This is a genomic window from Sphingobacterium pedocola, from assembly GCF_015209965.1.
Lineage (GTDB): Bacteria > Bacteroidota > Bacteroidia > Sphingobacteriales > Sphingobacteriaceae > Sphingobacterium > Sphingobacterium pedocola.
In genome coordinates, this window is record NZ_MU158691.1 from 349,725 (window position 1) to 374,752 (window position 25,028).

The 25,028-nt window shown below is 45.1% G+C and carries 18 protein-coding genes; 13 read left to right on the plus strand and 5 right to left on the minus strand.

The genetic code is table 11. From position 1 onward, the window contains the following. Nucleotides 1-2: 2 nt before the first annotated feature. The 5 genes from C4F40_RS17410 to C4F40_RS17430 all read left to right on the plus strand — a co-directional run bounded on the left by C4F40_RS17410 (nucleotide 3) and on the right by C4F40_RS17430 (nucleotide 6,003). Complete coding sequence (locus C4F40_RS17410; protein ID WP_196940694.1) at nucleotides 3-2,102, plus strand: fibronectin type III domain-containing protein; 2,100 nt, start codon at nucleotides 3-5, stop codon at nucleotides 2,100-2,102. Between the two features lie 925 nt (nucleotides 2,103-3,027). Then, on the plus strand, nucleotides 3,028-3,660 hold the full coding sequence (locus C4F40_RS17415) for a fibronectin type III domain-containing protein (protein ID WP_196940695.1): 633 nt from the start codon (nucleotides 3,028-3,030) through the stop codon (nucleotides 3,658-3,660). 556 nt (nucleotides 3,661-4,216) lie between these two features. Further along, nucleotides 4,217-4,603: a hypothetical protein gene (locus C4F40_RS17420; protein WP_196940696.1), complete on the plus strand. Its 387-nt coding sequence runs from the start codon at nucleotides 4,217-4,219 to the stop codon at nucleotides 4,601-4,603. Nucleotides 4,604-4,938: 335 nt separating this feature from the next. After that, nucleotides 4,939-5,574: a CHAP domain-containing protein gene (locus tag C4F40_RS17425; protein WP_196940697.1), complete on the plus strand. Its 636-nt coding sequence runs from the start codon at nucleotides 4,939-4,941 to the stop codon at nucleotides 5,572-5,574. Continuing rightward, the gene (locus C4F40_RS17430; RefSeq protein WP_196940698.1) at nucleotides 5,575-6,003 is read left to right on the plus strand and encodes a hypothetical protein; all 429 of its coding nucleotides are present in this window, start codon (nucleotides 5,575-5,577) and stop codon (nucleotides 6,001-6,003) included. Between the two features lie 86 nt (nucleotides 6,004-6,089). Here C4F40_RS17430 and C4F40_RS17435 read toward each other — a convergent pair whose 3' ends face one another. The 5 genes from C4F40_RS17435 to C4F40_RS17455 form a co-directional block, all read right to left on the minus strand. Further along, nucleotides 6,090-7,559 carry a redoxin domain-containing protein gene (locus C4F40_RS17435; RefSeq protein ID WP_196940699.1) on the minus strand — a complete coding sequence of 490 codons (1,470 nt, stop codon included), beginning with the start codon at nucleotides 7,557-7,559 and terminating at the stop codon, nucleotides 6,090-6,092. Between the two features lie 28 nt (nucleotides 7,560-7,587). Then, the gene (locus tag C4F40_RS17440; RefSeq protein ID WP_196940700.1) at nucleotides 7,588-8,985 is read right to left on the minus strand and encodes a RagB/SusD family nutrient uptake outer membrane protein; all 1,398 of its coding nucleotides are present in this window, start codon (nucleotides 8,983-8,985) and stop codon (nucleotides 7,588-7,590) included. An 11-nt stretch (nucleotides 8,986-8,996) separates the two neighbouring features. After that, nucleotides 8,997-12,335, minus strand: a complete 3,339-nt coding sequence (locus C4F40_RS17445) for a SusC/RagA family TonB-linked outer membrane protein (RefSeq protein ID WP_196940701.1) — start codon at nucleotides 12,333-12,335, stop codon at nucleotides 8,997-8,999. 35 nt (nucleotides 12,336-12,370) lie between these two features. Next, complete coding sequence (locus tag C4F40_RS17450; RefSeq protein WP_196940702.1) at nucleotides 12,371-13,381, minus strand: FecR family protein; 1,011 nt, start codon at nucleotides 13,379-13,381, stop codon at nucleotides 12,371-12,373. Between the two features lie 70 nt (nucleotides 13,382-13,451). After that, complete coding sequence (locus C4F40_RS17455) at nucleotides 13,452-14,042, minus strand: RNA polymerase sigma factor (RefSeq protein ID WP_196940703.1); 591 nt, start codon at nucleotides 14,040-14,042, stop codon at nucleotides 13,452-13,454. 416 nt (nucleotides 14,043-14,458) lie between these two features. Between C4F40_RS17455 and C4F40_RS17460 the strand changes: the two genes are divergently transcribed. From C4F40_RS17460 to C4F40_RS17495, 8 genes are all read left to right on the plus strand, one after another. Continuing rightward, a complete protein-coding gene (locus C4F40_RS17460; RefSeq protein WP_196940704.1) occupies nucleotides 14,459-15,169 on the plus strand; it encodes a hypothetical protein in 711 nt (236 codons plus the stop codon). A gap of 429 nt (nucleotides 15,170-15,598) precedes the next feature. After that, the gene (locus C4F40_RS17465) at nucleotides 15,599-16,465 is read left to right on the plus strand and encodes a ZIP family metal transporter (protein ID WP_196940705.1); all 867 of its coding nucleotides are present in this window, start codon (nucleotides 15,599-15,601) and stop codon (nucleotides 16,463-16,465) included. Then, complete coding sequence (locus tag C4F40_RS17470; protein WP_196940706.1) at nucleotides 16,458-17,204, plus strand: hypothetical protein; 747 nt, start codon at nucleotides 16,458-16,460, stop codon at nucleotides 17,202-17,204. The genes C4F40_RS17465 and C4F40_RS17470 overlap by 8 nt, the downstream gene beginning before the upstream one ends. A 108-nt stretch (nucleotides 17,205-17,312) precedes the next feature. Beyond that, nucleotides 17,313-17,930: an RNA polymerase sigma factor gene (locus C4F40_RS17475; RefSeq protein WP_196940707.1), complete on the plus strand. Its 618-nt coding sequence runs from the start codon at nucleotides 17,313-17,315 to the stop codon at nucleotides 17,928-17,930. A 136-nt stretch (nucleotides 17,931-18,066) separates the two neighbouring features. After that, on the plus strand, nucleotides 18,067-19,038 hold the full coding sequence (locus C4F40_RS17480; RefSeq protein ID WP_196940708.1) for a FecR family protein: 972 nt from the start codon (nucleotides 18,067-18,069) through the stop codon (nucleotides 19,036-19,038). A 174-nt stretch (nucleotides 19,039-19,212) separates the two neighbouring features. Then, entirely contained in the window at nucleotides 19,213-22,515 is a 3,303-nt protein-coding gene (locus C4F40_RS17485; RefSeq protein WP_231390111.1) for a TonB-dependent receptor domain-containing protein, read from the plus strand. A 206-nt stretch (nucleotides 22,516-22,721) separates the two neighbouring features. After that, nucleotides 22,722-24,098, plus strand: coding sequence for a hypothetical protein (locus tag C4F40_RS17490; RefSeq protein ID WP_196940710.1), 1,377 nt, complete (start codon nucleotides 22,722-22,724; stop codon nucleotides 24,096-24,098). Between the two features lie 128 nt (nucleotides 24,099-24,226). Then, the gene (locus tag C4F40_RS17495; protein WP_196940711.1) at nucleotides 24,227-24,988 is read left to right on the plus strand and encodes a hypothetical protein; all 762 of its coding nucleotides are present in this window, start codon (nucleotides 24,227-24,229) and stop codon (nucleotides 24,986-24,988) included. Nucleotides 24,989-25,028 lie beyond the last annotated feature (40 nt).

Below are 25,028 nucleotides of genomic sequence, written 5' to 3' on the forward strand. Positions count from 1 at the left end.
TTATGAACAGAATAATCGTGAAATATAGTATTTGCTTCGTTGCGCTGGTCTATGGTCTAGCTCTTCTTACGCTCGGGAATCTTCAGGCGCAAACTGTACCGGCTACGGACACGCTGGACGAGAAAATAACGGGAAGTATATTCCTGAAGGTAAAAGCCTACCCCGATAAACTGGTCTTACGCTGGGGGATCGATAATGCCGCCGTATGGCTGGTGGCGAATGATGTAGGGATCGGTATAGATCGTATCGTACTGGATGAACAGAATAAGCCCTTACAAAAGCAATGGACGAAGATCAATACCCGACCGATAAAGCACGAGGATGAAGACCTTTTTAGGCAGCGCGTGCTGGCCGATACGGGCAATAACGCGCTGTTGATCGCCGCAGAAGCCTTGTTTGGGAATCCAAGTATCGCTGCCCCCAGTATTGCAGACCAGGAAAGTATGGAAAATGCCAGCATGGAGTTTGAAAATAAATATACCTTGGCGATGATGGCTGCGGATATGGATACGGTAAGTGCCAACGCATTGGGTATGCGCTACACGGATCACCTGGCCGTAAACGGAACATATAAATATGCGTACCGGGTTTATATCGATAGCCCGCTGCCGTCGGTATTTGAGGTTGATACCGCTTTTTATTTGTTGCCCGGAAGCATGAAGGATGAAGTCCTTTCGCCACGAAATGTAAAAGCCGTGGGTAAAGACAGGGCTGTACATATCCTTATTCCCAATGATGGGCTGCACAATACTTTTACCTCCTATAATGTGGAACGATCGGAAGATGGGGCACAGTTCACGAGACTGAATCAAATCCCGATCGTATTTAACCGACTGGTCGATGCAAAAGACTTTATTTACATCGATAGCGTGGACAACTACACGAAGTATTATTACCGTGTAAACGGTATTGATGCCTTTGCGGATACCAGCTACTATGCGCCGGTCGTTAGTGCGCTTGCCCAGCAGCAAACGGCACCACCGAGGGGATATTTAATGGCACGGATAGAACAGGGTAAATTTGCCCATTTATCCTGGACACAGGAGACCGATGCCGATCGCCCGATTGCGGGATTTATCGTGAGGAAGGGCGCGCAGATGGATCAATTAGACGACTACCTTACGGAAGAGCTTTTGCCGGCGTCGCAGCGGGAATACACCGACCAGAATACCGACCTGGTGAAGGGGGTATACTACCAGGTATTGGCGGTGGATACCGCGGGGAATTATGCAGGAACGAATGTACAGTACGTATTTGCCTACGACAGTATTCCGCCGCTGCCGCCGACGGGTTTACAGGGCTTTGTAGACAGTACGGGCGTGGTTACGGTACGCTGGCATGTGGACTATCTGGATAATATACAGGGGTATAGGGTGTTTATGGCTAACCAAAAAAGCGGGTCCTATTCGCCTATTACGGCTGATTTTGTACGGGATTCTGTATTCATTGATACCCTGGACCGCAGTGTGCTCAACAAAGAGGTGTATTACCGTGTGGTGGCGATTGATGGCAACAGCAACCACAGTGATTTTTCGGATATCCTGACGGTCGCTCGACCTAAAATGGTGCAGACACCCGCTCCGGTTATTGAAAATTATAAGGTCTCCGATGGTACGGTATCCTTCCGTTGGGTGCTGCCACCCGGAGATGACAGCAAAGCGGTGGAGGTACTCCGCCGTGTCGCGCTTGATTCCCTGTGGTCTACCCTGGCCACACTTCCGTTGGAAACGCTAAGCTATACCGATAGTACCGTAGAAGCAAGCCGCAATTATGAGTATGCGGTGCGGGTACGGGATAACCAAAACAAGGTATCCGAAATTAGCTTTCCATTGCAGGTATTTGTCTATGCCAGCGCACAAAATGCGCCGGGAACCCTAACCGTAAAAATGGAGAATGAGAAGCCCGTGCTATCGTGGACTGCCCCGGCGGATATGGAAGTGGATTACTATATTATCTATAAAGCGGAAGGAAATGGGCTGGTGCAGTATGACTCCGTAACCGGGAGTGCGCATACCTATACCGATGTCGCTGCCGGAAAGAAATATGGTTTGAAAGCGGTGTTTAAAAATCAGACGGTGTCTGCCCTGCTCGTATCGCCTTAGGGTTTTCGAGCTTGATGTTGTTAAATTAAGGATTTATATGTTATTCTGTTATGCGGACGCTTGCCGAAGCATCTTTTAGCTTTTTCGACCCTGTAATGGATACCTCGACCGGATTGGGTTAGGGCTAGTCCCAACTGGGCTGGCAGCTAACGGGTTATGGTTAGGATTCAACCCAATATAGTTAGCCTTCGACCCAACTGGTTTAGCAGCTAACGGGTTAGGATTAGTGCTCAACCCAATATAGTTAACCTTTGACCCAAGCCGGTGGGCAGCTAACGGGTTAGGGTTAGTGCTCAACCCAATATAATTAACCGTCGGCCCAAGCGGGTGGGCAGCTAATCGGTTAGGGCCGGCAGCTAACCGGATATGGTTAACGTGCAACTCAATATGTTTAGCTCTTGACCGGACTGGGCTAGCAGCTAACCGGATATGGTTAATACGCAACCCAATACAGATAGCCCTTGACCTAACTTGGTTAGCATTTAACCGGGTATGGTTAGCGCTTAACCCACGATAGTTAGTCCTTGACCAACCGGATGAACCCCCGACCGGATCCAGTTAACCATAAACCTAACTGGGCTGGCATTTAAGCGGGTAAGGATAGCGCTCAACCGAGTGTGGAGCAGCCTCAACCTAGTCCGGAAACCTCCCTAACAAGTCATTTATACCCTATTTTGATCAATCTTGGTCAGCTCCGGGCTAATCTTGGTCAATCTTGATCAAATTTTCGTACGCCCTTCTTATACTCCCCATCTTCGGGTATGAAAACGACAAACATACCCCCTAGAGGACCACCATTTGTGCTATATGCTGTGAAGCAAACGGGCAAATAAATGCAAGGTCCAAGTAGACTTCACCACATGGCAACTCACTTGCCTAATGGAGGCAGGTGACCATTTAGTTCAACATCAAAAATAAAATTATCATGAGAACAGAAAAAGTAATCTCAAATTATAAAGACCTGTCAGACGATGAGCTGGCGGTATTAGCGGGAAAAATTTTAGGTGCATTGACAGACAATGCAAATTTTCCCGATCCCATTCCCGCATTGGTGGATTTAACGACGGTAGTGAACGACTACCGGACTAAGCATGAAATCGCCATACGGGGTGGCAGCGTGCTAGATAAGCGGCTTAAAAACGAAAGTCGAAAACAGTTGCTGTATGAAATGGGGCAGCTTGCACATCACGTAAATACGGTGTCGGCCGGAAACCTAGCTGTACTGACCAGCTCGGCCATGATTTTGGCTAAGCAGCCTTCTGGAAAGCAAGTGCCTTATACCATTTTACGGGTGACCTTAAAAGACGGTAGCCTAAGCGGACAGATGCGGGTGGATTTTACGGCGCAGAAAAGTATCTGGGAGTATGAGATCCAAATCGGTGAATGGCCGAACGATGCAGCAGATATCATATGGGGACAGTCCTATTTTACGACTACATCCCGTGGCAACATCGTTGCGCCGTTAACACCCGGTACCCGGTACTACGTGAGGGTGCGTGCCCGAAATGCAAAGGGTAGCAGTGACTGGACCGAAGCGGTATCGATGATTGTGCGGTAGGTTACTGGTGATTGGTTGCTAGTGATTGGTGACTGGTTACTGGTGATTGGTGACTGGTTGTTAGTGACTAGGAGTTAGAAATCAGGAATCGGGTAGCCGGAATCGGATCGCTGGTGATTGGTGACTGGTTGTTAGTGACTAGGAGTTAGAAATCAGGAATCGGGTAGCGGAAATTGGATCGCTGCTACTTGGTTCCGGTTTCTGGAATTGGAGATCAGGAATCAGGTAACGGACATCGGATCGCTGGTGATTGGTGACTGGTTGTTAGTGACTAGGAGTTAGAAATCAGGATCACAGTGCTCGTCTTTGCGAGAAGCGTAGCGACGCGGCAATCTAGTAAAGTAATTAACGAAAGACTGCTTCGTCGTGCCTTCTCGCAGTGACGTGCCAACGGTGATAACCTCAATACTAAATACTTAATACTAACATAGTTGAGATCCGAAATCACGTAACGGAAATCAGGAGACGATAAGACGTTTCAGTTACCTGCTCCCCATTCAAATTTTGCAACCACTAAAGTCTCAATACTTAATACTAAATACTTAATACTACAAAAATGACAACATTACAAACTAATACCCCTTGGCTTATCCAGGATATGCTTGGGGAAATCGGTATAAAACAAAAACTGGGTATAGTGCTACTATGGCTGCTCACACTTTTTGTATTTGCGGGGGCCATCCTCCAACTTATCGACCCCGCAGCGGGGATACTCGATATCGGTATTTTATCGGTTTTAATACTGGGCTTGATTAGCGGTCTGCTTGCCATCTTCTGTAGCGTCTGGCTGCAGGAACTGCTCTGGCAGCCGTTCAAGACTTTTCGTAAACAGTTAGGTAATCACTTTAATCAATTGACGTCATGGCAGCTTTGTGTTCTTTATTTTTCGGTTTTCTTTTTGCTTGTTTATACAGTGTTACTGAGTTTAATTATAGTTTTTTAATTTACTCGCTCAAGCCGCGAGGGGCTCATTCTTTTGTCTTGTCAAAAGAATGGAAAACCGTGTCGCTAGGATATTTTGGCAGGGCGTTAGTGCGTCCCACTGCAATTGCCAAAATTTCCTTAGGCGACCATTTTCGAAAGTGTAAGGGTGGTGATTTTTCGTATTCGAACCTGTATCGTCCTAGGCCGTTTTTTCAAGGTTTCAGGCAGAACGCAAGGCAAAAGCACGTCTTTGCGAGGAGCATAGCGACGCGGCAATCTGTGCTTTTGCCAGAAAGATTGCTTCTTCATTGCATTCATCGCCATGACGTAGGGATGGTATCTTCTTGCGATGATATGATAGCTAAAAAGCACGTCTTTGCGAGGAGCGTAGCGACGCGGCAATCTGTGCTTTTGCCAGAAAGATTGCTTCTTCATTGCATTCATCGCCATGACGTGCTTTCTGGGACGGGTCTGCTATTCAACGTCCACACGTCATCCCGATTGGAGCGGAGCGGAACAGAGGGATCTCTCCGCCAACAGATCACTGCCATCGCTACAGCAGAACTCGGAGTCAAGGAAGCAACCGGCAACAACGATGGCAAGCGCGTCGAAGAATACCTACGGTATACAAACCTTGGCAAGGGCCATCAATGGTGTGCGGCATTCGTAAGCTGGTGCTATGGGCAGGCTGGGCTACTCCAACCACGCAACCCCTGGAGCCCAGCCTTATTCCCAAATGCAAACACGTATTGGAAGCAGGGTAAATTTGCGAATTCGCAAATACGTAAAGTTGCTGTTTCGGATATTTTCGGGATTTACGGGGCAGCGGCCAAGCGCATCAACCACGTCGGTCTAGTGAAGGAGGCCCAAAGCAAATACCTCCTTACCATTGAAGGAAACAGCAACAACCGGGTGGAATCCCGGCGGCGTCACCGGTCCACGATCTATGCATTGGCGGATTGGATAACGGGAAATAAAAACCTCCACTAAATGAAGTGCACTTACCTTCTGGTATTTCTGTGGCTGGTAGCCAGCTGCGGAATGCAAAAAACAACTGCACAGCGGGAGCAGACCAACACCGCGGTTTCGGAATCGACACGGTGGACTGCCGAAGACAGACAGCAACGGGTAACGGATAGCGCACGGCGAATGTGGTCCTTCTATGCCGACAGCGTCTTTTATTTCCATCCCGATAGCGGCCTATCGGCGTACAACGGCTGGGTGCAGTATCAGGACGGACGATCGCGTGGCAGTACTTACAGCCATCGTGTCGGTGTCGTGGATGCCCTGACAGAAACGCAGCTTCAATCGACGGTCTGGTCGTGGCGCAAATGGGTTTCCAACCTATCGCATTGGCCATGGATGCTGGCCGTATTGCTACTGATCGCTTACCTGGGTTACCGTTACCGGGCGCGTTAACATACTGCATTCCATTAAGCAACAAGGGGGATCGTTCTGAAATGAACGGTCCCCCTTGTTGTGTTATTAAAAAACTTAGAACTGTATTAACCTTTATGTGGTTTTTTTGCCGATTCGATCAGTTCATGCATTTCCATTTTGATGTAATCTACATTGGGCGAAGATCCCGTTAGAAAATACCGGATATTCCCTTCCTTATCGATAATAAATTTGGCAGGAATACCTTTAACCCCGTACTGCGCCGCCATATTTTGGCCGGATTGCGGGTCTTTTTGGTCATCATACAATACTTCGAAGGGATAATTATTCTTTTCGATAAAGGCAGGAACTTTCGTTTTGTAATCTTTGTCGCGCTCCCAGGTATTGATAAATAGGAACTGCACGTCCGGATCTGCCGCGTAGGATGCTTGTGCAGCCTGCATGCCCGGGAACGAGCGGATACAAGGCTGGCACCAGGTTGCCCAGAAATCCAATACCACGATCTTTCCTTTGAGACTGGCCAGGGAAACCTTTTCACCTTTCAGGTTCAATAGCTCGAAGGCTGGGGCAGGTTTAAACGTTTCCATTTCTTTAATATGCGTGCGGATGGTTTTTGTCAGTTCTTCTTTGAGATTTGCGTTGAACCGCTCGTAGCCCGTCATCGATCCGTTGAGATCGGTGTAAAGTTCCTTCAGCTGGTCTTCTACGCCAAATTGACCTTTTGCGTAGAGGCGCGTCAGGATGTTGTAGGCTTCTAATTTGCGACCCAGTCCGACTAGTGACTTATAGTACACCGTGGATAGGGCGTCCGCTTGTTGCGGTGCCACCGCCAGTGCCTTTTCGATCTGCTCCACTGCCTGCGCATATTGCCCTCTGTTTACCAGGATATCCACGTATGCCGACATGGCACTGGCATAACCCATGGCGGCGAACTTCGCTTTGTTGTCTTTCTGTTCCTCTGGCAAGGTTATATAGTAATAGGCGTCATCCATAGCGACCTTTAGTAGTGGTGTCGCACTCGTGGTATCGCCCTGAGCCAATAACGTCTTTCCAACAGGTAGGTACCCATTTCCACGCCAGAAGCGTTCCTGCATGGTTTCAAGATACTGGGTTGCCTTCGCTGCATTGCCATCTTTGGCGTAACTTTGCGCCAGTGCTGCAACGGCATAGTCGTAGGTAAGCGCTTCGTCGGGAAAGTTTTTAACCGGCCATTTTTTTAGCAGTTCCTTATAGGCCTTTTCTTTTTCGGCTGTCGTTTCGGCTTTGTAATAGGTGTTTTGGATAAACGCATCGCGTGTGATGGCGCCTTTTGGAAATTTCTTGACGGCAACTTTTTCCAGTTCCTGCGTTTTTGCATCCTGTTCCAAATTGCGGAGTATATTTAACGTTGACCGGTATTCGGCCTCCGTTTTATAGCTCTTGGCTTCACCCACTAGGGCAGTAGCTAAGGAATCTTTTTGTGCTGCAGAGCCGGCAGTGATGATCGGAAGGTATTGCTGATACCGATCGGCTGGCTTTTGCTGACCGTAGCTCACGGTGGCAGATAGCGCAAGTGCGAAAATTAGTGTGTTTTTCATATATTTTCAATTTTTTTCTATGTATTATTTAATCCTCGTAACCTAAATTCTGTGTCAGGCGGTTATTAGCCAGCCGTTGTGCACTCGGTATAGGAAATAGCACATCGGTAGCTTGCCAGTTTGCCTTTACCGGCGCTAGTACAGCTGTCGCGCGGTCCGTCCGTTTTAAGTCAAACCATCTATGGCCGTACTCACCGAAAAGCTCGTGAAGACGCTCCGTTTCAATGGCGGTCAGCATTTGCGTCTCCGTTAAGTCGCTGCTTACGCCTTCAATTCCGGCGCGTGAACGCACGGCATCGATATCTGCTTTTGCACCTTCAAGATTATCCCGGTTTGCTCTTGCTTCGGCTCGGATAAGGTACTGCTCGGCAAGACGCAATACGACGTGATACTCATTGCCGATTGTCGGGCTAGTAGACTTGTATTTGGTAATAGTGTAATAGACCTTATCACTAACAGTTTTAGGTGTTACCCAATTAAGTTTTCGCAGGTCTTCTTCGGGCGTCGTTTCAAAAGTCTGGTAATGCCTATCGGGTAAAGTATACGCCGGAATGGTTGTCGCTCCCACAGCATTATAATTTGCTGCAAACGTCGTTACCCCATTGATATTAGCCAGTTGAAAAATGATTTCTCCGCTGGTGTTGGTAAAACTTGCGGATGGTGCCGGCATACTGTATAGATCTGTAGCTGCCAATACTTTGCTGGCATATAGCTCCGCATTGACATAATCTTTGCGGTATAAACACACACGGGCCAAAAGTGCGCTGGCGGCATGTTTATTTACTCTACCCCGGAATGTACCTTTATAGGCAACGTCCAGTTTAGTTTCCGCATCTTGTAGATCGTTAAGGATTTGTTCATAAACACGATCGGCGGATTCTCGCGGAAGCACAGCTGTTTCAAATACACCGCTATCGTCGACGGTATATAATGGGACATCGCCGTAGAGGTTAACAAGATACAAATAGGCGTAAGCGCGGATAAATTTTGCTTCACCGATTAACTGATTTTTGGTGGCAGGTGAGAGTACATTGGAAGCTTCTAAGGCAGTTACAGCGTTGTTTGTGTTCTTTACCAGTTGATACAAGTTACTCCATATGTTATTGACTAGACCGTTTGTACTTAGCAGACCATTTGTGTAGAATTCGACCAACAATGCGTCAGCACCATTATATTGAAGGTCGTCAGCAGCTAAGCCGCTATAGAGCGACGTCATGCTGGACAGATTTGCATTTGTTGCATTTCCAGTCGCCGATACATATAATCCTGATATGACACTTTGGGCACCGGCATCTGTTAAAAAGCCATCTTGATATTCGATCTGCGTAGGAGGAGCACCCAGTTCTACAAATTTAGCACAGGAAGCAAGAAGGGAACCTCCCATGATGACAGATAGTGGTATAATGTTATTTAAAAATCTTTTCATTTCGTTGTTCATTAAAATTGACAGTTAATCCCGAAGACAATGGTACGTAATGGCGGAAGAACTTGAGCGATTGTGCCCGTCCCTAGTCCTGAGGGACCGCCTTGGACAGTCGTTTCTGTATCCAGTACGTAAGGATTTTTAGCCCAGGTAAATAGGTTTTGTCCCTGCACAAAAATACTGCAGTTGGACATTTTTGCGCGCGATGTCCATTCAGTCGGCAACTTATAAGTCAGATTGATCGATCGCAGCTTGATATAGGATGCATCTCCGTATACCGCATTAGAACTCGTGAACTGATTGTATGACGCATAGAGAGGGTTTCCGGCTGTGGTTGTCGCGCCGGGAATCTCAGACCCCGGATTGGCATCTGTCCAGCGACCCAGCCAGTAATCGTTCTGATTGACAAAGGCGCCCGGGCGTGTATTCAGGATCTTGGTCACACCAAAGCGATGGTTGAATTGGAAGAATACACCCAATTCGAACCCTTTGTAAGAAAACGTATTATTAAATCCGCCATAAAAAGGTGTGCCTAAATCGGCGACGTAGCGGTCATCGAGATTGATCGTACCGTTACCATCTCGATCTTCATAGGTTGCTTGTCCCGTCGCTTCATCTACGCCTAAATAGTTGTATAAGCGAATTAAATTGATGGGTTCGCCGATTATAAAGCTACTTGCATAAAATGTATTTTCTATGCCGTCGAATTTGAGCAGCTTGTTTCGAAAAAACGTGAAGTTTGTCGACGTTTTCCAAAAGAAATTATCGTTCTCAATATTTGTTGAGCTGAGCTCCAGTTCTAGACCGGTGTTTTGAATGAGCGCCGGAACGTTTGCCTTATAACTATTATATCCGACCTGCGTTGGCAAGGTTACATCTGTTAACTGATTTCCGGAACGGTTACGGAAATAATTCGCCGTAAACAAGATCCTGTCGCGTAAAAAGCCCAGATCTACTGCGAATTCCAGTTTTTGCGTCGTCTCCCATTGGATATTGGGATTGGCAAGGGTGACCAGGTTCATAGACGGATTTCCCAGGTATGCTGTTGTAGAACTCAGGAGGGACTGATGGATGTAGTTTGAAATTTGATCGTTACCAGTTGAGCCAAAACTACCCCGTATTTTACCGAAACTGAGTACGTTCTTGCGATCTTCGAAAAAGTCTTCATTCGTAAAGATCCAGCCTAAACCGACAGCGCCAAAGTTTCCAAAACGGTTGTTCGGTCCAAATCTGGACGATCCATCCCGGCGGAATGTTCCGTTAAAAAGATATTTTTGTTTCCAGTCGTAGTTTAATTTTCCGAACACCGCATTGTACTTATAGTATACAATGTTATTACTTGCTGTGTAATTTCCGGCGGCACTTAGGGAACCCAGTAAAGCTTCGTTCGGGAAATTAGACCCATTTGTCGTCTGCGTAGCCGACGAATTCTGTTGGAAGCTCGTTCCGATTAACGCTGTTAATTGTCCGTCGCCCAAAGTTGTAACATAATCTAATGTAGGCTCAATGATCCAATTCTGCGACTTCGTATTAGAAAAAGATGCTGAACTAAGCGGATTGTTGGCTGGGTTCAAACTCGAAGCTGGTGTTTGATTATTTTGGTGCAACTGGGTTGTAGTATAGCCAAAGTTGGCCTTCGCTGTTAGACCTGGTAAAATCTTGTAGCTTAAGTTGGCTCCTGAAATTAGGTTATTTGTGGTGCCAATATATTTTCGCTTGATCATGGCCAGGGGGTTGTTGAAAGAAGATCCCGTTAACCAGTATAGCGCGCCGTTATCGTCATAAAGTGGGAAGTTCGGCGGGAGGTTATATAGCGAGGTGATATCGGAGCTCGGCATATCCGATTCGTCGTTTGCATAACTTGCTGAGAGGGCTATATTAAATTTGCCGTCGGAGGTCGTGTGATCCAAGTTTAACCTCGAGGTAAACCGGGCATTCTGGCTGTCGCCCACAAATACCGTACTTTCGCGTCTATATCCTGAGTTGAAGAAAAAACGGGTGTTATTATTTCCGCCGGACATGTTGGCCTGTACGTCTGTGATGTGTCCCCGGTTTCCGATCAAGAACTTTTGCCAGTCGGTCGATTGTGTTTGATCCCATAACGTTAAATCAGGTGCGTTAGCAACCGTCGGTGTTGCTCCATCATTTGCGAATGCTTCTTTACGAAGGGTCAAATAATCGTCTAGCCCAAGCATGGGTATAAAGTTATTCACCTCGGTGTAACCCGTGTTAAGGTTTACGCCGAAGCGCGTACGTCCAGACTGCCCCTTTTTTGTCGTAATCAATACCACACCATTTGCGCCTCTACTACCGTAAATAGCGGTCGCATCGGCATCTTTTAATACGTCGATACGTTCGATATCGGAAGGATTTATCATCGCAAACGGACTTAACCCGCCCGAGGAACCCGATATGCCGAAGGAATTAAGGTTGTCTGTAGCGGGCTGTCCCCCATTAAAATTGGTAAACGGCACACCATCGATTACGTAAAGTGGAATAGAGCCAGACGAGGTTGGACTTAGGGATGCCTGGTTGCGGACCTGAATCTGTACCGCACTGCCCGGTACACCATTATTTTGTGCAATCAACACCCCCGACAGTCTACCCGATAGCGCGGCTAGCGGATTGCCCACAGGTTGTGTTTCAATATCCTTCGCCGTAATAGAGGCTACCGATCCCGTATTCATCCGTTTGGTCGTGGTGCCGTAGCCAATGACCACAACTTCTTCGAGCCCTCCGATCTCTGGCTGTAAACGAAGAGGTTCGCGATTGTCAATAAAACGCTTTGCCGGCATTTCGACTGTTTGATAGCCTATAAAGGAGAATACCAGTGTTAGATTATCGGAGGGTAGGTTAAGACTCCAGATACCATTTTCGTCGGAAGCAGTATTTGTCTGTATATTTTGAAACTCCTGATTTCGCCAATCTTTGATCAGGATGGTCACACCCGCCAATGGTGTACCATTGGCGTTGAGCACTTGACCACTGGCCCTCAATTGTTGTTTCGCTTGTTGCTTCGCGGTTTTTTCTTTGATCGCAATAATATTGTTATCCAATAGTTCCCACGTGAGGTTGCTACCGCGCAGCGACTGATCTAGAACATCTTTTACGCTGATATCGGTGCCCTGAAGGTTAACCTCAGACTTGGGTAGCATGCCCTTGCTGTAAAATATTTTGTAACTACTCTTTGCATCGATGGATTTGAATACATCCTCTAGTCGACCACGTTTGATCGACACATTGATCTTTTCGGACTGTGAATAGGCAGCCCCGTGGATGTGGGTTGTGCTCAAACATGCTAAAAAAATAGCCAGCCGAGCTTCTTTGCGAATGTGTGGTAAGAATTTATTCATAAACGGAGTTAATTATATATGGATATTGTTTGTATTTAAAAAATTTCGATGTTTCCGGCACTATCCTTTTTTATCTGGAAAGGTGATACCACACTAAGCCCCCTGAGTATATTGTCGATGGTCTCGTTTTCGAACGTTGCGGAGTACAATTTCTGTCCGATGGTGGGATCTGCGATCTTGATATGCACACCGTACATCCGCTGTAAGCGTAACGCGATCTGCTGCAGTGATTCTTCATGAATCGTGATCCGGTTTAATGTCCATTCTGTTTCCAACGCACTTCCGTCGCTTTCGGAAATTTCAAAGGGCTGTATGGTGATTTCCGGCCGCTTTGTTACTAATTTGGCGGTGTTGACGGGTACCGCCTTTTTGGGAGTCGACACCGTTGCCTGCGTGGTAAGTGTGAATTTTTCACGGGGTTCTAGAAAATAGGTGTTTTGCTTATCGCCCGTTTTCCATATTTCTATTTTACCGTGCACCAGTGCAGTTTCCGCAACATCGTCTTCTTTGTAGTCGCGTACATTAAAAGCGGTACCATGTACACGGATATCCATACGATCTGTATGGACAAGAAAGGGCTTATTTTTATCCTTCGCGACATCGAAGTAAGCTTCTCCTACCAGTGTTACTTCCCGCGTCGCTGCGTCTTTAAATGTGCGGGGATAAGTAAGGGTGCTTGACGCATTTAAAGTGACCTTAGTGCCATCCGGGAGCGTTAGCTGCCGTTGTTGTCCAGCGGCTAAGTTAATTTCATTCCCCCCATCAAACGGCCAGTCTACAAAATAGGAGTAGACGCCTATTGTGCATAAGAATAAAGCGGCAATTCCAGCAATATTACGCACGAGACGAGTATGCTGACTTTTTTTTGGTAGCACAGATTCCACCTGTGCGAGATTGTTGGCCAGATCAGAATCGGATAGCTGATGCGTAGACTGCTTGGCTTTGTGTAGATAAAAGCTATCCAGCCACAGTATCTCCTGCCTGCTTAATTTTTCGCCTGCATTGTACTTTTGCAGGATCTTTTTGGTGTCTAGTTTGTTCATCATGATCAGGTACTGGCCCCATATTTACGACGGTCAGTTATAGAAGAGACGGGCAACCTAGGAAAAGGGAGTACTATAAAAATGAAAAAAGTAAAAAAAGAATGGAAAATAGGAGTGTAGTAAGCTTTGTACGGAGGTAACGGAGTGCATTATGTACCTGTTTCTTTGCAGTTGTCTCCGAAATAGATAGTTTTTCGCCGATTTCGCGGTAGCTTAGTTGCTGTTCGCGGTTCATTTCGAAAATTTCGCGCGTACGAGCGGGTAGATTAGACTTATTTTCTTCGATCAGGGCTAAAAGTTCGCGTTCGAGTACCGATTCTTCGGTGTAACACTGTCCGTTTCGCTCGAAATCGGTCAATTCGCCTAAATATTTGTCAATTACTTTTTCGTGGCTGATGTGATCAAGTACCTTATTGCGTACCGCCTGATAAAGGTATGAAATTGCAGAGGTTTTGATATGCCAGGTCTTATGCTTGGTCCAGATGGTCAGGAATACATCTTGTATAATGTCGTTGCAGATCTCCACATCGGGAATCATCCGATATGCGTGGCGGTAGAGGACTTCTTTATAACGACTAAATAATTCCTCAAAAGCCCGGTGGTCACCTGCATTAATCCGCAAAACTAACTGTACATCATCGCTATAGGTACCTCTCTCTCGCACGGCTACTACTTTGTTACCAAATGATTAATTTTTTGTAAATCTATCTTATTTTTTAAAAATTTGCAAATACCGGATCGTATCATGTCTTTCAGACGACATAGGCGCTTCCTGAGATCGTGTTAATTTTTGTAGGTGAGGTATCGTACTGGTTAAGCCTATTTTGGTAATCGTAATGGTCGTAGAGAACGAACTATACATCAAAAAAAAGACCAAATGCAGCAGTCCCCAATGGAATGATTTTCTGAACAAAGCTATTAATATGTCAAACGCGGTATTATCATAGTACCGCGTTTTTTCGTTTATGGAGTCATTACAGGGGAACCTTTCTATTTATGTGTATTTTAAATGCAATTTAATTGCATTTAAAATTATCAATTTGTATGTTTGCAACATTATTGCATTAACATAAATTTATCATGATTACACAAAAACAAAACAAATTTTTAGTCGCATTCGCGTTGGTTGGATTTACGGTATTTTCGCTTTCATCTTGTAACAAGGATGATGATACTGATCCAATAAAAGAAGGCATTGAACGCTCGGAACTCATATTGACAGAGGTGAGTGGTGAGGCGGTTCACGCGCATGGCGACCATTTCCACGGTCTTGCCGAAGGTGTAGAGGGGGAGGCCATGACGATTAAGTTTGATGAAAATGGCGATGCTACGTCTGGCGGGCATTTGCATCTTGAAGCCGATGCGGTGTATAAAATCGAACTGAAGGCATGGGATTATAATGGAAAAGAAGTACAGAACGACTTTGTTGCCAGCAAAGCAGTTGCTGATAATTACAAGGCTTTTTTAGTCGGCGGTAATTTTATACTAAATCCGGACACGGATGATGAGAGCGGCGCTATTTTCCAACCACGCGACTTAAAATATGGCGACGGAACCGAAGTAAAGGGTCAATTCGAGACCACAGGAATTTTGAGCTATTTTACAATTGGTCACGATAACGAGGGCCCGACGAAACAGGTGAAGTATGTAGTGAGAAAACTAAATGAAGGATTGAAAGCTACGGTTACGCGTACAGATTGGAACAAAGATAATTATGCAACACTATTTGCCGGTGAGAACGTTCTTGAATTGAAATTTGAGATTCACGCTGAGCACGGCCACGATCACTAATTTTCTAATTACTATAGGGTTGCTATTTTATATTGATAGCAACCTTCTTAAAATTTTGTAATTATAGATCCATATTCAGCGTTAGGCCGTAATTTTCTTATTATCGGGTATACAGACGGAAGATCTTGCAGTATTATTAAAGCCGCACGTAGGTCTACCCGGCTTCGATTAAAAGTGCTGAATACGCTCATTATTGCTATGAGGGCATTTTCCACCGCAGAGATGAATACATCGTTGGGGGAGTGAGGATAGAAGCACGATTTACCTAAAAGTTCTGCGGAAATGGATCCACGCAAGATGTAATTGTTGTAGCATGTTGATAATATATTAGGAGAATACTAAATATTATTTTACATTTGCAACTTTGTTGCAGCGGTTTCGTGAGAGGCAACATTAAGATACAATGTTATTATATTAAAAACTATGCTCATGCATCCCTTACTTATTATTCTAATTTTATTTCTACCCGCTTTATTGAGTGGTTTATCGGTTTTTTTCGTCAAGAGAGACAGTACCTCGCTCCTTAAGCTTATTCTCTCTTTTAGTGGTGCGTATCTATTCGGAATTACTGTACTCCATCTCATTCCTCATGTTTATCAAGGAAACGAAGCCGCCGGATCGACGATAGGCCTGTATATTTTGGGGGGCTTTATCTTTCAGTTGGTATTGGAACATTTCTCACAAGGGATTGAACACGGTCATGTACACCATGGAAATCACAGTGCATTTCCTTTGGCCATTATGATAAGTCTATGTCTGCATGCATTTTTGGAAGGTATGCCATTGGCTTCCGGTAAGCAATCCCAATTGGTGTTTGGTATTTCGATTCACCATATACCGGCAGCATTTGCGTTGGGCAGCTTGTTGATCGCGACCAACTTGTCGAAAGGGAAAATAGCCATCTGCTTGTTGATTTTTGCCTTCATGACGCCTCTAGGATTTTTGGCCAGTAAAGGAATCAGCGAGGGAAGTATTGGCGACATCCACCTCTATTACGATAAGATCATGGCGGTGGTGATCGGTATTTTTCTGCATGTCTCGACGACCATCTTATTTGAATCGGGCTCGGCAAACCACCATACGTTTAACAGGCGAAAAATGTTGGCTGTATTTATCGGGCTCTTACTTGCGGTTGGAAATCTGTTTTTTGACGGCCACGATCATAGTCATCATCAGCATGGCGAACATGAACATGGCCACGGTCACAGCCATGACGATCATGACCACGACCACAGTCATCATGGACATGAGCACGAGGAAAAGGATGAAACCCATAACGGACACAATCATGAATAACATTATCAAATTTTCTAAAGACTACCTGTTACCCGCAGCGTGTAAATACATTACTTGTATTGTATTGCTCTTTATCGGACTTGGTGTACTCTACAGCTGTAATAGTGCCAACGATACAGCGATCACGGATCTAAAAGTGGGTACGGATAGCGACCCGAAGGGCTTTGCAGGAATAACTATGCCTCTAACAGCGAAAGTGAAGGGTAATAAAGACATTAAAGAAATTGAACTGGCTATTTCGCCGAAATCGGGATCGGGCTGGAATTTTTCACAGCGGTATCGAGACGGACTTGCGGGACAGAAATCAGCAGATTTTAAAGAGGCTATTCCTATTCCAATGGATGCTAATGTAGGGGCTTACCAGTTGAAAATGAAGGTTATATATTCGGATTTGGCCGAGGTCGAATCAGCTGTTGATTTTGATATATCAGTGGATAGCTCGATACCACTTGCATCCGAACTCGAGGTAGGCATTAACGCCGACGGTACCGATCTGCATCTGGAAAGCCAGCTGAGCGCAGCCAAAACGATCAAATCGGTTACGATTAGCATAATTGGAGATTCCTGGAGTAGGGAGTATCCATTCGACAAGGCAAGCATGGTGGGCAAATTAGAATACAATTTCCATGAACATATAAAAGTAGCCGAAGTACCAGAAGGTAGGTATGAAGTCGTGCTACAGGTGAAAGATCAGCAAGATCGGATGTTTGAAACGCGCGGTAGGTTTGAGAAAAAATAATAAAAATAGTACCCACAATATGGGGATGCCCCAAAACCAATAATTGATATTACATATTTAATATTCATTTAACATAGGGAAGGTATCTTTGGTTGATTAAACAAATTTATGTCCCAAGTTGTAACACTACATCGGGGTTGGCTGGTAGCCATCAGAGAGCGAAACGACAAAGATGCTTTTGGCGCGATCTACCGTATTTACTGGGACGATCTGTATAAGCACGCGCTACGGCGTGTTCGGAATGAACAGCAAGCAGAAGATTTAGTGCAGGAGCTCTTTATACAGTTTTGGGAACAACGTGAGCGACTGGATGCTACGATGAATCTGCCTGCCTACCTATACGGTATACTCAAATATAAAATCATCGACTTCTTTAACTCCAACAAAATAAAGCCGCAGTTGCTTGATTTATGGGCAACGGATCTCCATCAGTATGTGCAACAAAATCCGGATGAACTCGAGACATACCATGCATTGGAGCGCCTATTGGATCGTGAGCTCGACAGCATGCCGACCAATATGAAGCAAGCCATATTACTCAAGTGGGACAAGCTCAGCATCCGCGATATCGCAGCACGGTTAGGACTATCCGAGCAAACGGTAAAGAATAATATAAGCGTAGGAAGTAAACGTTTGCAGCAAGCTCTGCTGGTTAATAATTCCGATTCCTACAGTACCTTGACTGTATTGGCAGCGCAGTCGATTACACTTTTATTAGCATACTAACCGCAATCTCCCCTTTTTGACGCAGTTTTTAAGATTAATGAACTTAACGATCATTTAACCTAATCGTAACAATTTCTGAAAGTACCTTTTAACGTTTTTTCTGACATACTTATAAAAGCAATAAGTAAAGTAAAACGTGAAAAGTAAATTATTTCGATTCTTAACGGATCGGTATCAGCAAGAGGAGGTTGGTGAACGAGAAAAAAACTTGTTTGATAACTGGTATGAAAGCTTGGACAATCGAATCCAATTGCCCGAAGTGAATAACGAAGCACGACGCCATCAATCTTGGCGGAAGGTGCTCGACGCCATTGAAGACACCGCTCCGGTACAACGGAAATCAGGCCTTGTTTTTCGGCGTTGGTTGGCAGGCGCGGCAGCTCTTCTGCTCGCAGGTATCGGCTTGTTCTACTGGAATACACCGCAAGAATATCAGCAGGAAGTGGCTGTGGCCATCGCGCCTGTATATCGTACCATTACCACCGAAGTGGGCGAGCGCAAGCGCGTTGATCTCCCCGATGGATCGACGATCACCTTAAATGCACGTAGTCAGCTCCGATTCGACGAAAACCAATACGGCCGCACAACGCGAACGATAGAACTGCTTTCCGGTGAAGCTTTCTTCGATGTTGCCAAAGATAGCAGCCGCGCATTCATCGTACAGGCCGGCGTCTTACAGACGACTGTTTTGGGTACGTCGTTTAATATACGGACGTATGATGAAATGCCCGAACAGGTGATTTCGGTGTTTACAGGGCGTGTGCAGGTACAGCGTGGGCAACACATGCTGGGTACATTGGAAAAAGGACAGCGTATCCGTTTTGAAAAAGAACACGCCAACAGCTTAACGGAAGAGTTTGACCGCGGATACAGTCCTTCATGGACCAGTGGTAAAGTGGTGTTGCAAGATGCCGATTTCGATGAGCTTGCCTTGGCCATCAATAACACCTATGGCATTATCCTTCAGGCAGGTAATGCCCAGATAGCTCGCCAGCAATACAGCATGCCAATCATAAAATACGTATCGGTTGACGAGGCGTTACGCGCCATACAGTCTATTCACCAAAATAAAATTAGAAAGGAGGGGAATACAGTGATCCTTTATTAACCACCACTTGTCTCCTAAATAAGAAGAGTTATCGACCGCCATCGATAACCCTTCTCTGCGAGTGGATGGTATACATCCACTCTAATGTGACAACATCGTATCATTTACCATTAACACTAATATTATACACAATACAAATTTATGCATTTTAACCCATACTATCTCTATTCTCTTATGCGAACTTTGATGCTTGGTGTAATCGTTGTCCTGTGCTTCACAGAGGTCTTAATTGCCTCGTCGGTCAACGCACAGCTTTTACACAAGAAAGTGACCCTCGACGTGCACGACGGCAGTATAGCCGAGGCTGTTAAATCCTTGGAAGCGAAGAATATACTGATTGCTTACGACGCTGCCAAATACAACCTGGACAACCGAAAAATAAACTCCAGACGCTTCGTGAGTAAGCCGATCCGGGATGTACTTACTTATATTTTTAACGGCACCGATCTGGGCTTTCGTGAAACCGGTGCCTATATTATCCTAGAGAAGACAGTGCCACAGCGCCCGGGGCGCATTAGCGGTACCGTATACGACGAACGCGGTTTGCCTTTGATAGGGGCCAGCGTTAAGGTATTAGGCAATAAGACCGTGCAAACCGGTATAGATGGTACCTATAATATGGAGTTGCCCGCCGGCACTTACGTAGTGGAGGTTAGTTATATATCCTACAAAACCCAACGTGTACAGGCCATCAAAGTAGCCGCTGGGCAGCGTGCTGCATTAGATGTCGCGATGGAAATAAGCAGCGAACGGCTAGAAGATGTGGTAGTAACGACTACGTTTAAGAAAGCATCTGTGGCTGGACTGTATGCTGCGCAGAAAAATGCCGCTTCGGTTACGGACGGGATCTCCGCCGAGCAGATAGCACGTACGCCAGACATTAATATGGCCGGATCCATTAAGCGAATCAGCGGCGTGACCACCATGGATAATAAATATGTGATTGTACGTGGGATGTCGGATCGTTATAATCAGGCTATGCTAGACGGAATCACTATTCCGAGTTCGTCGATGAACAAGCGCAATTTCTCGTTTGATGTGATTCCTACAGAGGTGGTAAGCAGCGTGGTGGTAAACAAAACGGCTACGCCGGATATGTCAGCGGAATTTTCCGGTGGACAGGTATCAGTCAATACATTGGATATTCCCGAACAAAACTTTACCAGTATCCAACTAGGAACGGGAGGAAATGCGCAGTCGACCGGAAAGGACTTTTACCGGTTGGGCCAAGGTTCTACCCATGAGTTTTTTACCTTCCCGCAGGAGAAAAATAAATTGCCGGAGAATATCCTAAACTGGTATTGGCACAACGAAGCTAGACAAAAGGAAATACCGCCTCCTGGGACGGACGTGACAGGTAATATGCCATTGGATCCCGGTAATCCGAACGGGCCGAAGTACAGCGACTTGGACGCAGCGGGTCAGAGTCGGCGATTCAACGTCGACGCACTCACAAAATACAAGTACAAGGCGCTACCTTACCAAAATTACCGTCTTTCGCTGGGACGCGTATACGAGCTGCCCGGCGATCAGCGCCTAGGGTTTGTGGCCAGTACGAGTTTTCGTAATGAACAGAATATATTGGACTTCAATAATGTTCGTGGTCAGGATCATTCCAAGGCAAATTATATTGATAGTACAGGTTTTGGACAGAACGGGGCCGGTAAGTCGTACCGGTCGATGAGTGCACTAAGCGCGGTAGCCAATATCGGGTACCAAAATCCAAAACTGAAGTTGTCGTTGAAAAACTTGTATTCGCGTGTATATCACGATAATTACAATGAAGCGTATCGCTTGCCTTATTCGGATGTTACGCAGGTTGGCTTTAAAGAAGAATTTCAACAACCGGAGCTCTTGACCTTGTGGCAGCATAAATTGGATGCGGAATACTTATTACCGGCAGACTTTCGTTTGCAGCTTAGCGGTACCATGAATCGCATCGGTCAGCAGATAATCGATCAGCGGAAATTGAAGTACCTTTTAACGACAATTATCGGCGATACCCATTATTTTCAGACACCGAATATCATGACATTAGGTGCTCTTGCAAACGATGTGATAGGGGAAGATTCCAGGATGTGGTCTGAGGTTGATGAAACCGATTACTATTGGCAGGCTGCGTTCACACATACCCTTGGCGCGGAAAGCGCTATTAGCACCTTGCTAAAGATAGGCTATGCCGGTTACCAGCGACAAAGAGGGCTTTCAGCGACACGGCTTATTCCCTATACGCACTCGGAAAGTCAGATCGAAAAACCATATGATGTTGTGCTTGCACCCGAGCATATAGGAGTCGGGGTTAACGAAGCCTATTATTATGCGAATTATTACAACGGTACGGTGTTCGATGGAAAATTAGCTTCGCATGCCTTGTACGCGATGGCCGATCAAAAGCTATTAAACAGTAAGCTTCGGCTTATATATGGCTTGCGTGCGGAGTTTTTTAACTTGCGCAACCAGCAAGACGTATTTTTAAATCGGCTGTTTCCGGACGGGATACCTGCGTACTACAGTGACGATATAGAGCCAGCAGAAAAAGGTTGGAAATTGTTGCCCTCGCTTAATGCGATTTACAGTGTGACGTCTAAATTTAATGTGCGTGCCTCGTACGGAAAAACGGTAATACGTCCTGATTTACGGGAGACATCTTTATTCGAAATGTACGATAATGATCTGGATGGGTTGATTGCGGGTAGAAACCTAAAGTCAACTACCATTGATAACGTGGATCTGCGCTTGGAATGGTATCCGTCGGCGGGTGAAGTGCTGTCGGTTTCGGGCTTCTATAAGTACCTCGACAAGCCCATTGAATTGGCGCAAGATGATGCTGTAAATTCAGGGTATAGGTATAACTACCAAAATCAGCATTCTGCAGTAAATTACGGGTTGGAAGCCGAGATTAGGAAATCTCTTAACTTCTTGGGTGACCGGTCGTGGCTAGCAGAGACGTTCCTATATGCTAACGGTACATTAATGACCTCACAGGTAGAAGCGATGTCTTTTCCAAGGTACAGTACAACTCCTCCGGGAATTATTAGTAAAAGACGTCCGATGCAAGATCGGCCGTTGATCGGGCAGTCGCCCTGGTTATTGAATGCAGGCGCTGGATACTGGGGGGACTACGCGGGAATTACAATGAATTATAATGCAATAGGTTACAGAACGTTTATCAGTTCCGCAGATGTTAGACACACTGAATTTGAAGTGTTGCCCAAGCAATTGGATTTGCAGCTGTACGGGCGCTTTCTGAACAGAAAGGCCGAAGTCGCCTTCAACATAGCTAATTTGTTGAACGAGTGGGCCTTTTACTACCGAAATTCGGAAGATACCTATGAACAGGTGCCCACCGTGGATGACGAAATTGGCGGCTATAAAGTGGTGGGGGATTTAAAATATGAGCCGGAAAAGGGCGATATCATTACGTACAGAAGAAGAGAAGGAAGACGATTTGTATTGACGTTAAAATATAATTTTTAAAATATAACTGCGCGAGGCAGTTCGTTAAGCGGTTGGTAAAAATAAAAGGATTCCGAGCATTGTCCATTAGCACAATCTGGAAATTAACACGAAAAAAGAAACCAACGGTTGACAAAAACTATACTACTCATCGAAATGCTGTCCCGGCGAGTAGCATAGTCATTAAAGGATTTGTGACGGCAAAGTTAATTAAATACTAATTAAAAATGAAAAATTTTTTAACACTAGCCTCCGTATGCGCTATCGCATTGGCTTCATGTAACAAAGACACTGTTACACCAACAGGTGATTTTAACGCAGGTTTACCGAGTAAGCCTCAGAAACACCTTCCAGTAGATGTGGACGGTTTAATTACCCAAAACTTTTTGTCAAAGGATACCGTTTGGTTGATCGACGGTATTTCGTTTGTAAGACCAGGCCAAACATTAGAAATTCAAGAAGGTACTTACCTTACAACTGGAACGTTAAAGCCCTATACGAATGGAGGCGCGACTGTTAATATAGGTGGTGTTCTTGTTGTGCCTAAAACAGCTAAGATTGATGCAGAAGGTACTGCTGCAGAACCGATTGTGTTTACGTCGCCTAAGGCAACTGGACGTGCTGCAGGTGATTTCGGTGGTCTGGTACTTTTAGGTCAAGCCCCTACAAACCGTACAACACCTCCGGTAATAGAAGGTATACCGCAGCCAATAGGTGTGGATGTAACGTATGGCGGAAATATTAGTGCAGACGATTCAGGTATTTTGAAGTACGTTCGTATTGAATTTGCAGGTTTTAATTTGACACCTGATAATGAAATCAACGGCTTAACATTAGGTGGTGTTGGTAGTGGTACTGTTTTGTCTCACATTCAGGTTTCTTGGGGTCGTGATGACGCTTTTGAATTTTTTGGAGGAACAGTTAATGCGGATCACTTAGTTGCCTTGTCAACTGACGATGATGACTTCGATTTTGACTTTGGTTACACGGGCACGATCGAGTATGCGTTGTCGTTAAAAGATCCGAATTCAACAAACAGTACTTCTGGCGGTTCTTCAGATTCCAATGGTTTAGAGTCGGATAATGACGGTACAGGTTCTGCGGCAAGCCCAAAAACTCAGCCCACGTTAAAGAACTTCACGTTCTTGGGTATTAATAACTCAACGACTGCTGCTACCAAATTGAAATTTGGTAACCGTTGGAGAAGAGCAACGGCAATGAATATTACCAATTCTATTATTGCAGGTTATGGAACAGGTGTATCCTTTGAAAGTATCACTGCTGCTGGAAGTACTTTTAGCGATAATGTGGTACATGGCTATACAACAGCAATTACAGGTACACCTACACCTGCTAATTATACAGGTAATCAAACAAGTACTGCAGCTACTGCAAACAGCTACTTATTGCTAGGATCTCCTACTGCTAATCCATTCTACCAGACTGCAGCTTCTGGTACAACATCGTACAATCCGCTGATTTTAAGACCAACGGCTTCTTCACCAGCTTATGGTAATGGAACAACCACTTATAAAGGTGCTTTCCAACCAGGTGTGGCGGCGTGGACGCAAGGGTGGACACAGTTTAGTCCAAAAACTTATTAATTTAGAATTGCTGTCTCTAGATAGTAGTTTCGCTCTTTGATAAAATGAATATAGCTTATCTGCCACTACATTAAAATGGCAGATAACTATATTTAATTGATCAAGAATCGTTTAAATCGAAAAAATACATGAGAATATCTACCAATCAATATATAGTAGCTTTTATTGCCTCTTTTTTTATGCTTTCATCCTGTGAAAAAGGAGAGAAACTGTCTTCGTTCCAAGAATTTGCTAGACTAAGCATTTCTGGTCTTGACCCAAATCTGATAGTGTATTGCAACGATATCGCGGTTAATCTTCCGCACATACCGGCAGGAAACGTAAACATTTCGCTCGTCAACAGATCTACGGGAGAAAAAGTGTTCGAAAAGGGATATGAAATTGTAGGGGAGCAAACGTTATACTATTTTCAGGATCAATTGTTGACAAATCCGCAAGATACAATGGGAAAAATCGAGGGAACAATACAAGTTCGTTTGGCTAATTTTTCTGATAAGATTTCTGACGAAAGCAAGCCTATTCATCTGGTGTTTCAACAGGAATTGGGGATAGATTGGGATTTGTTTATGAATATATATGCTGAACACAGCGATACCGTATACAACGTTGAAAGTAGTTTTGGCGAAGAATATTCAAAATTGAAAGTAGTGGAAAGTCCGGAAACTAACAATATATACAGAGCGCGCGCCAAGGTCTTAAATGAAGACAAAAGTCCACTAAAAGTAGATGGAAAAGAAGTTTATCTCATTTTTGTTGCGGGATCAAGCAATGCGTCTATTTTCACCAGCTATATTCCAGAGGATTTGATGCTTTCCAGCGACGATTTAGTTATATCTTCGGCAGAGGCATGGGTAGGACTACCTATACTTCCTAATTTATTTGAGAATTAAAATTTAGACATCTTTTCGATCTTTTGTGTTTAGGTTGGCA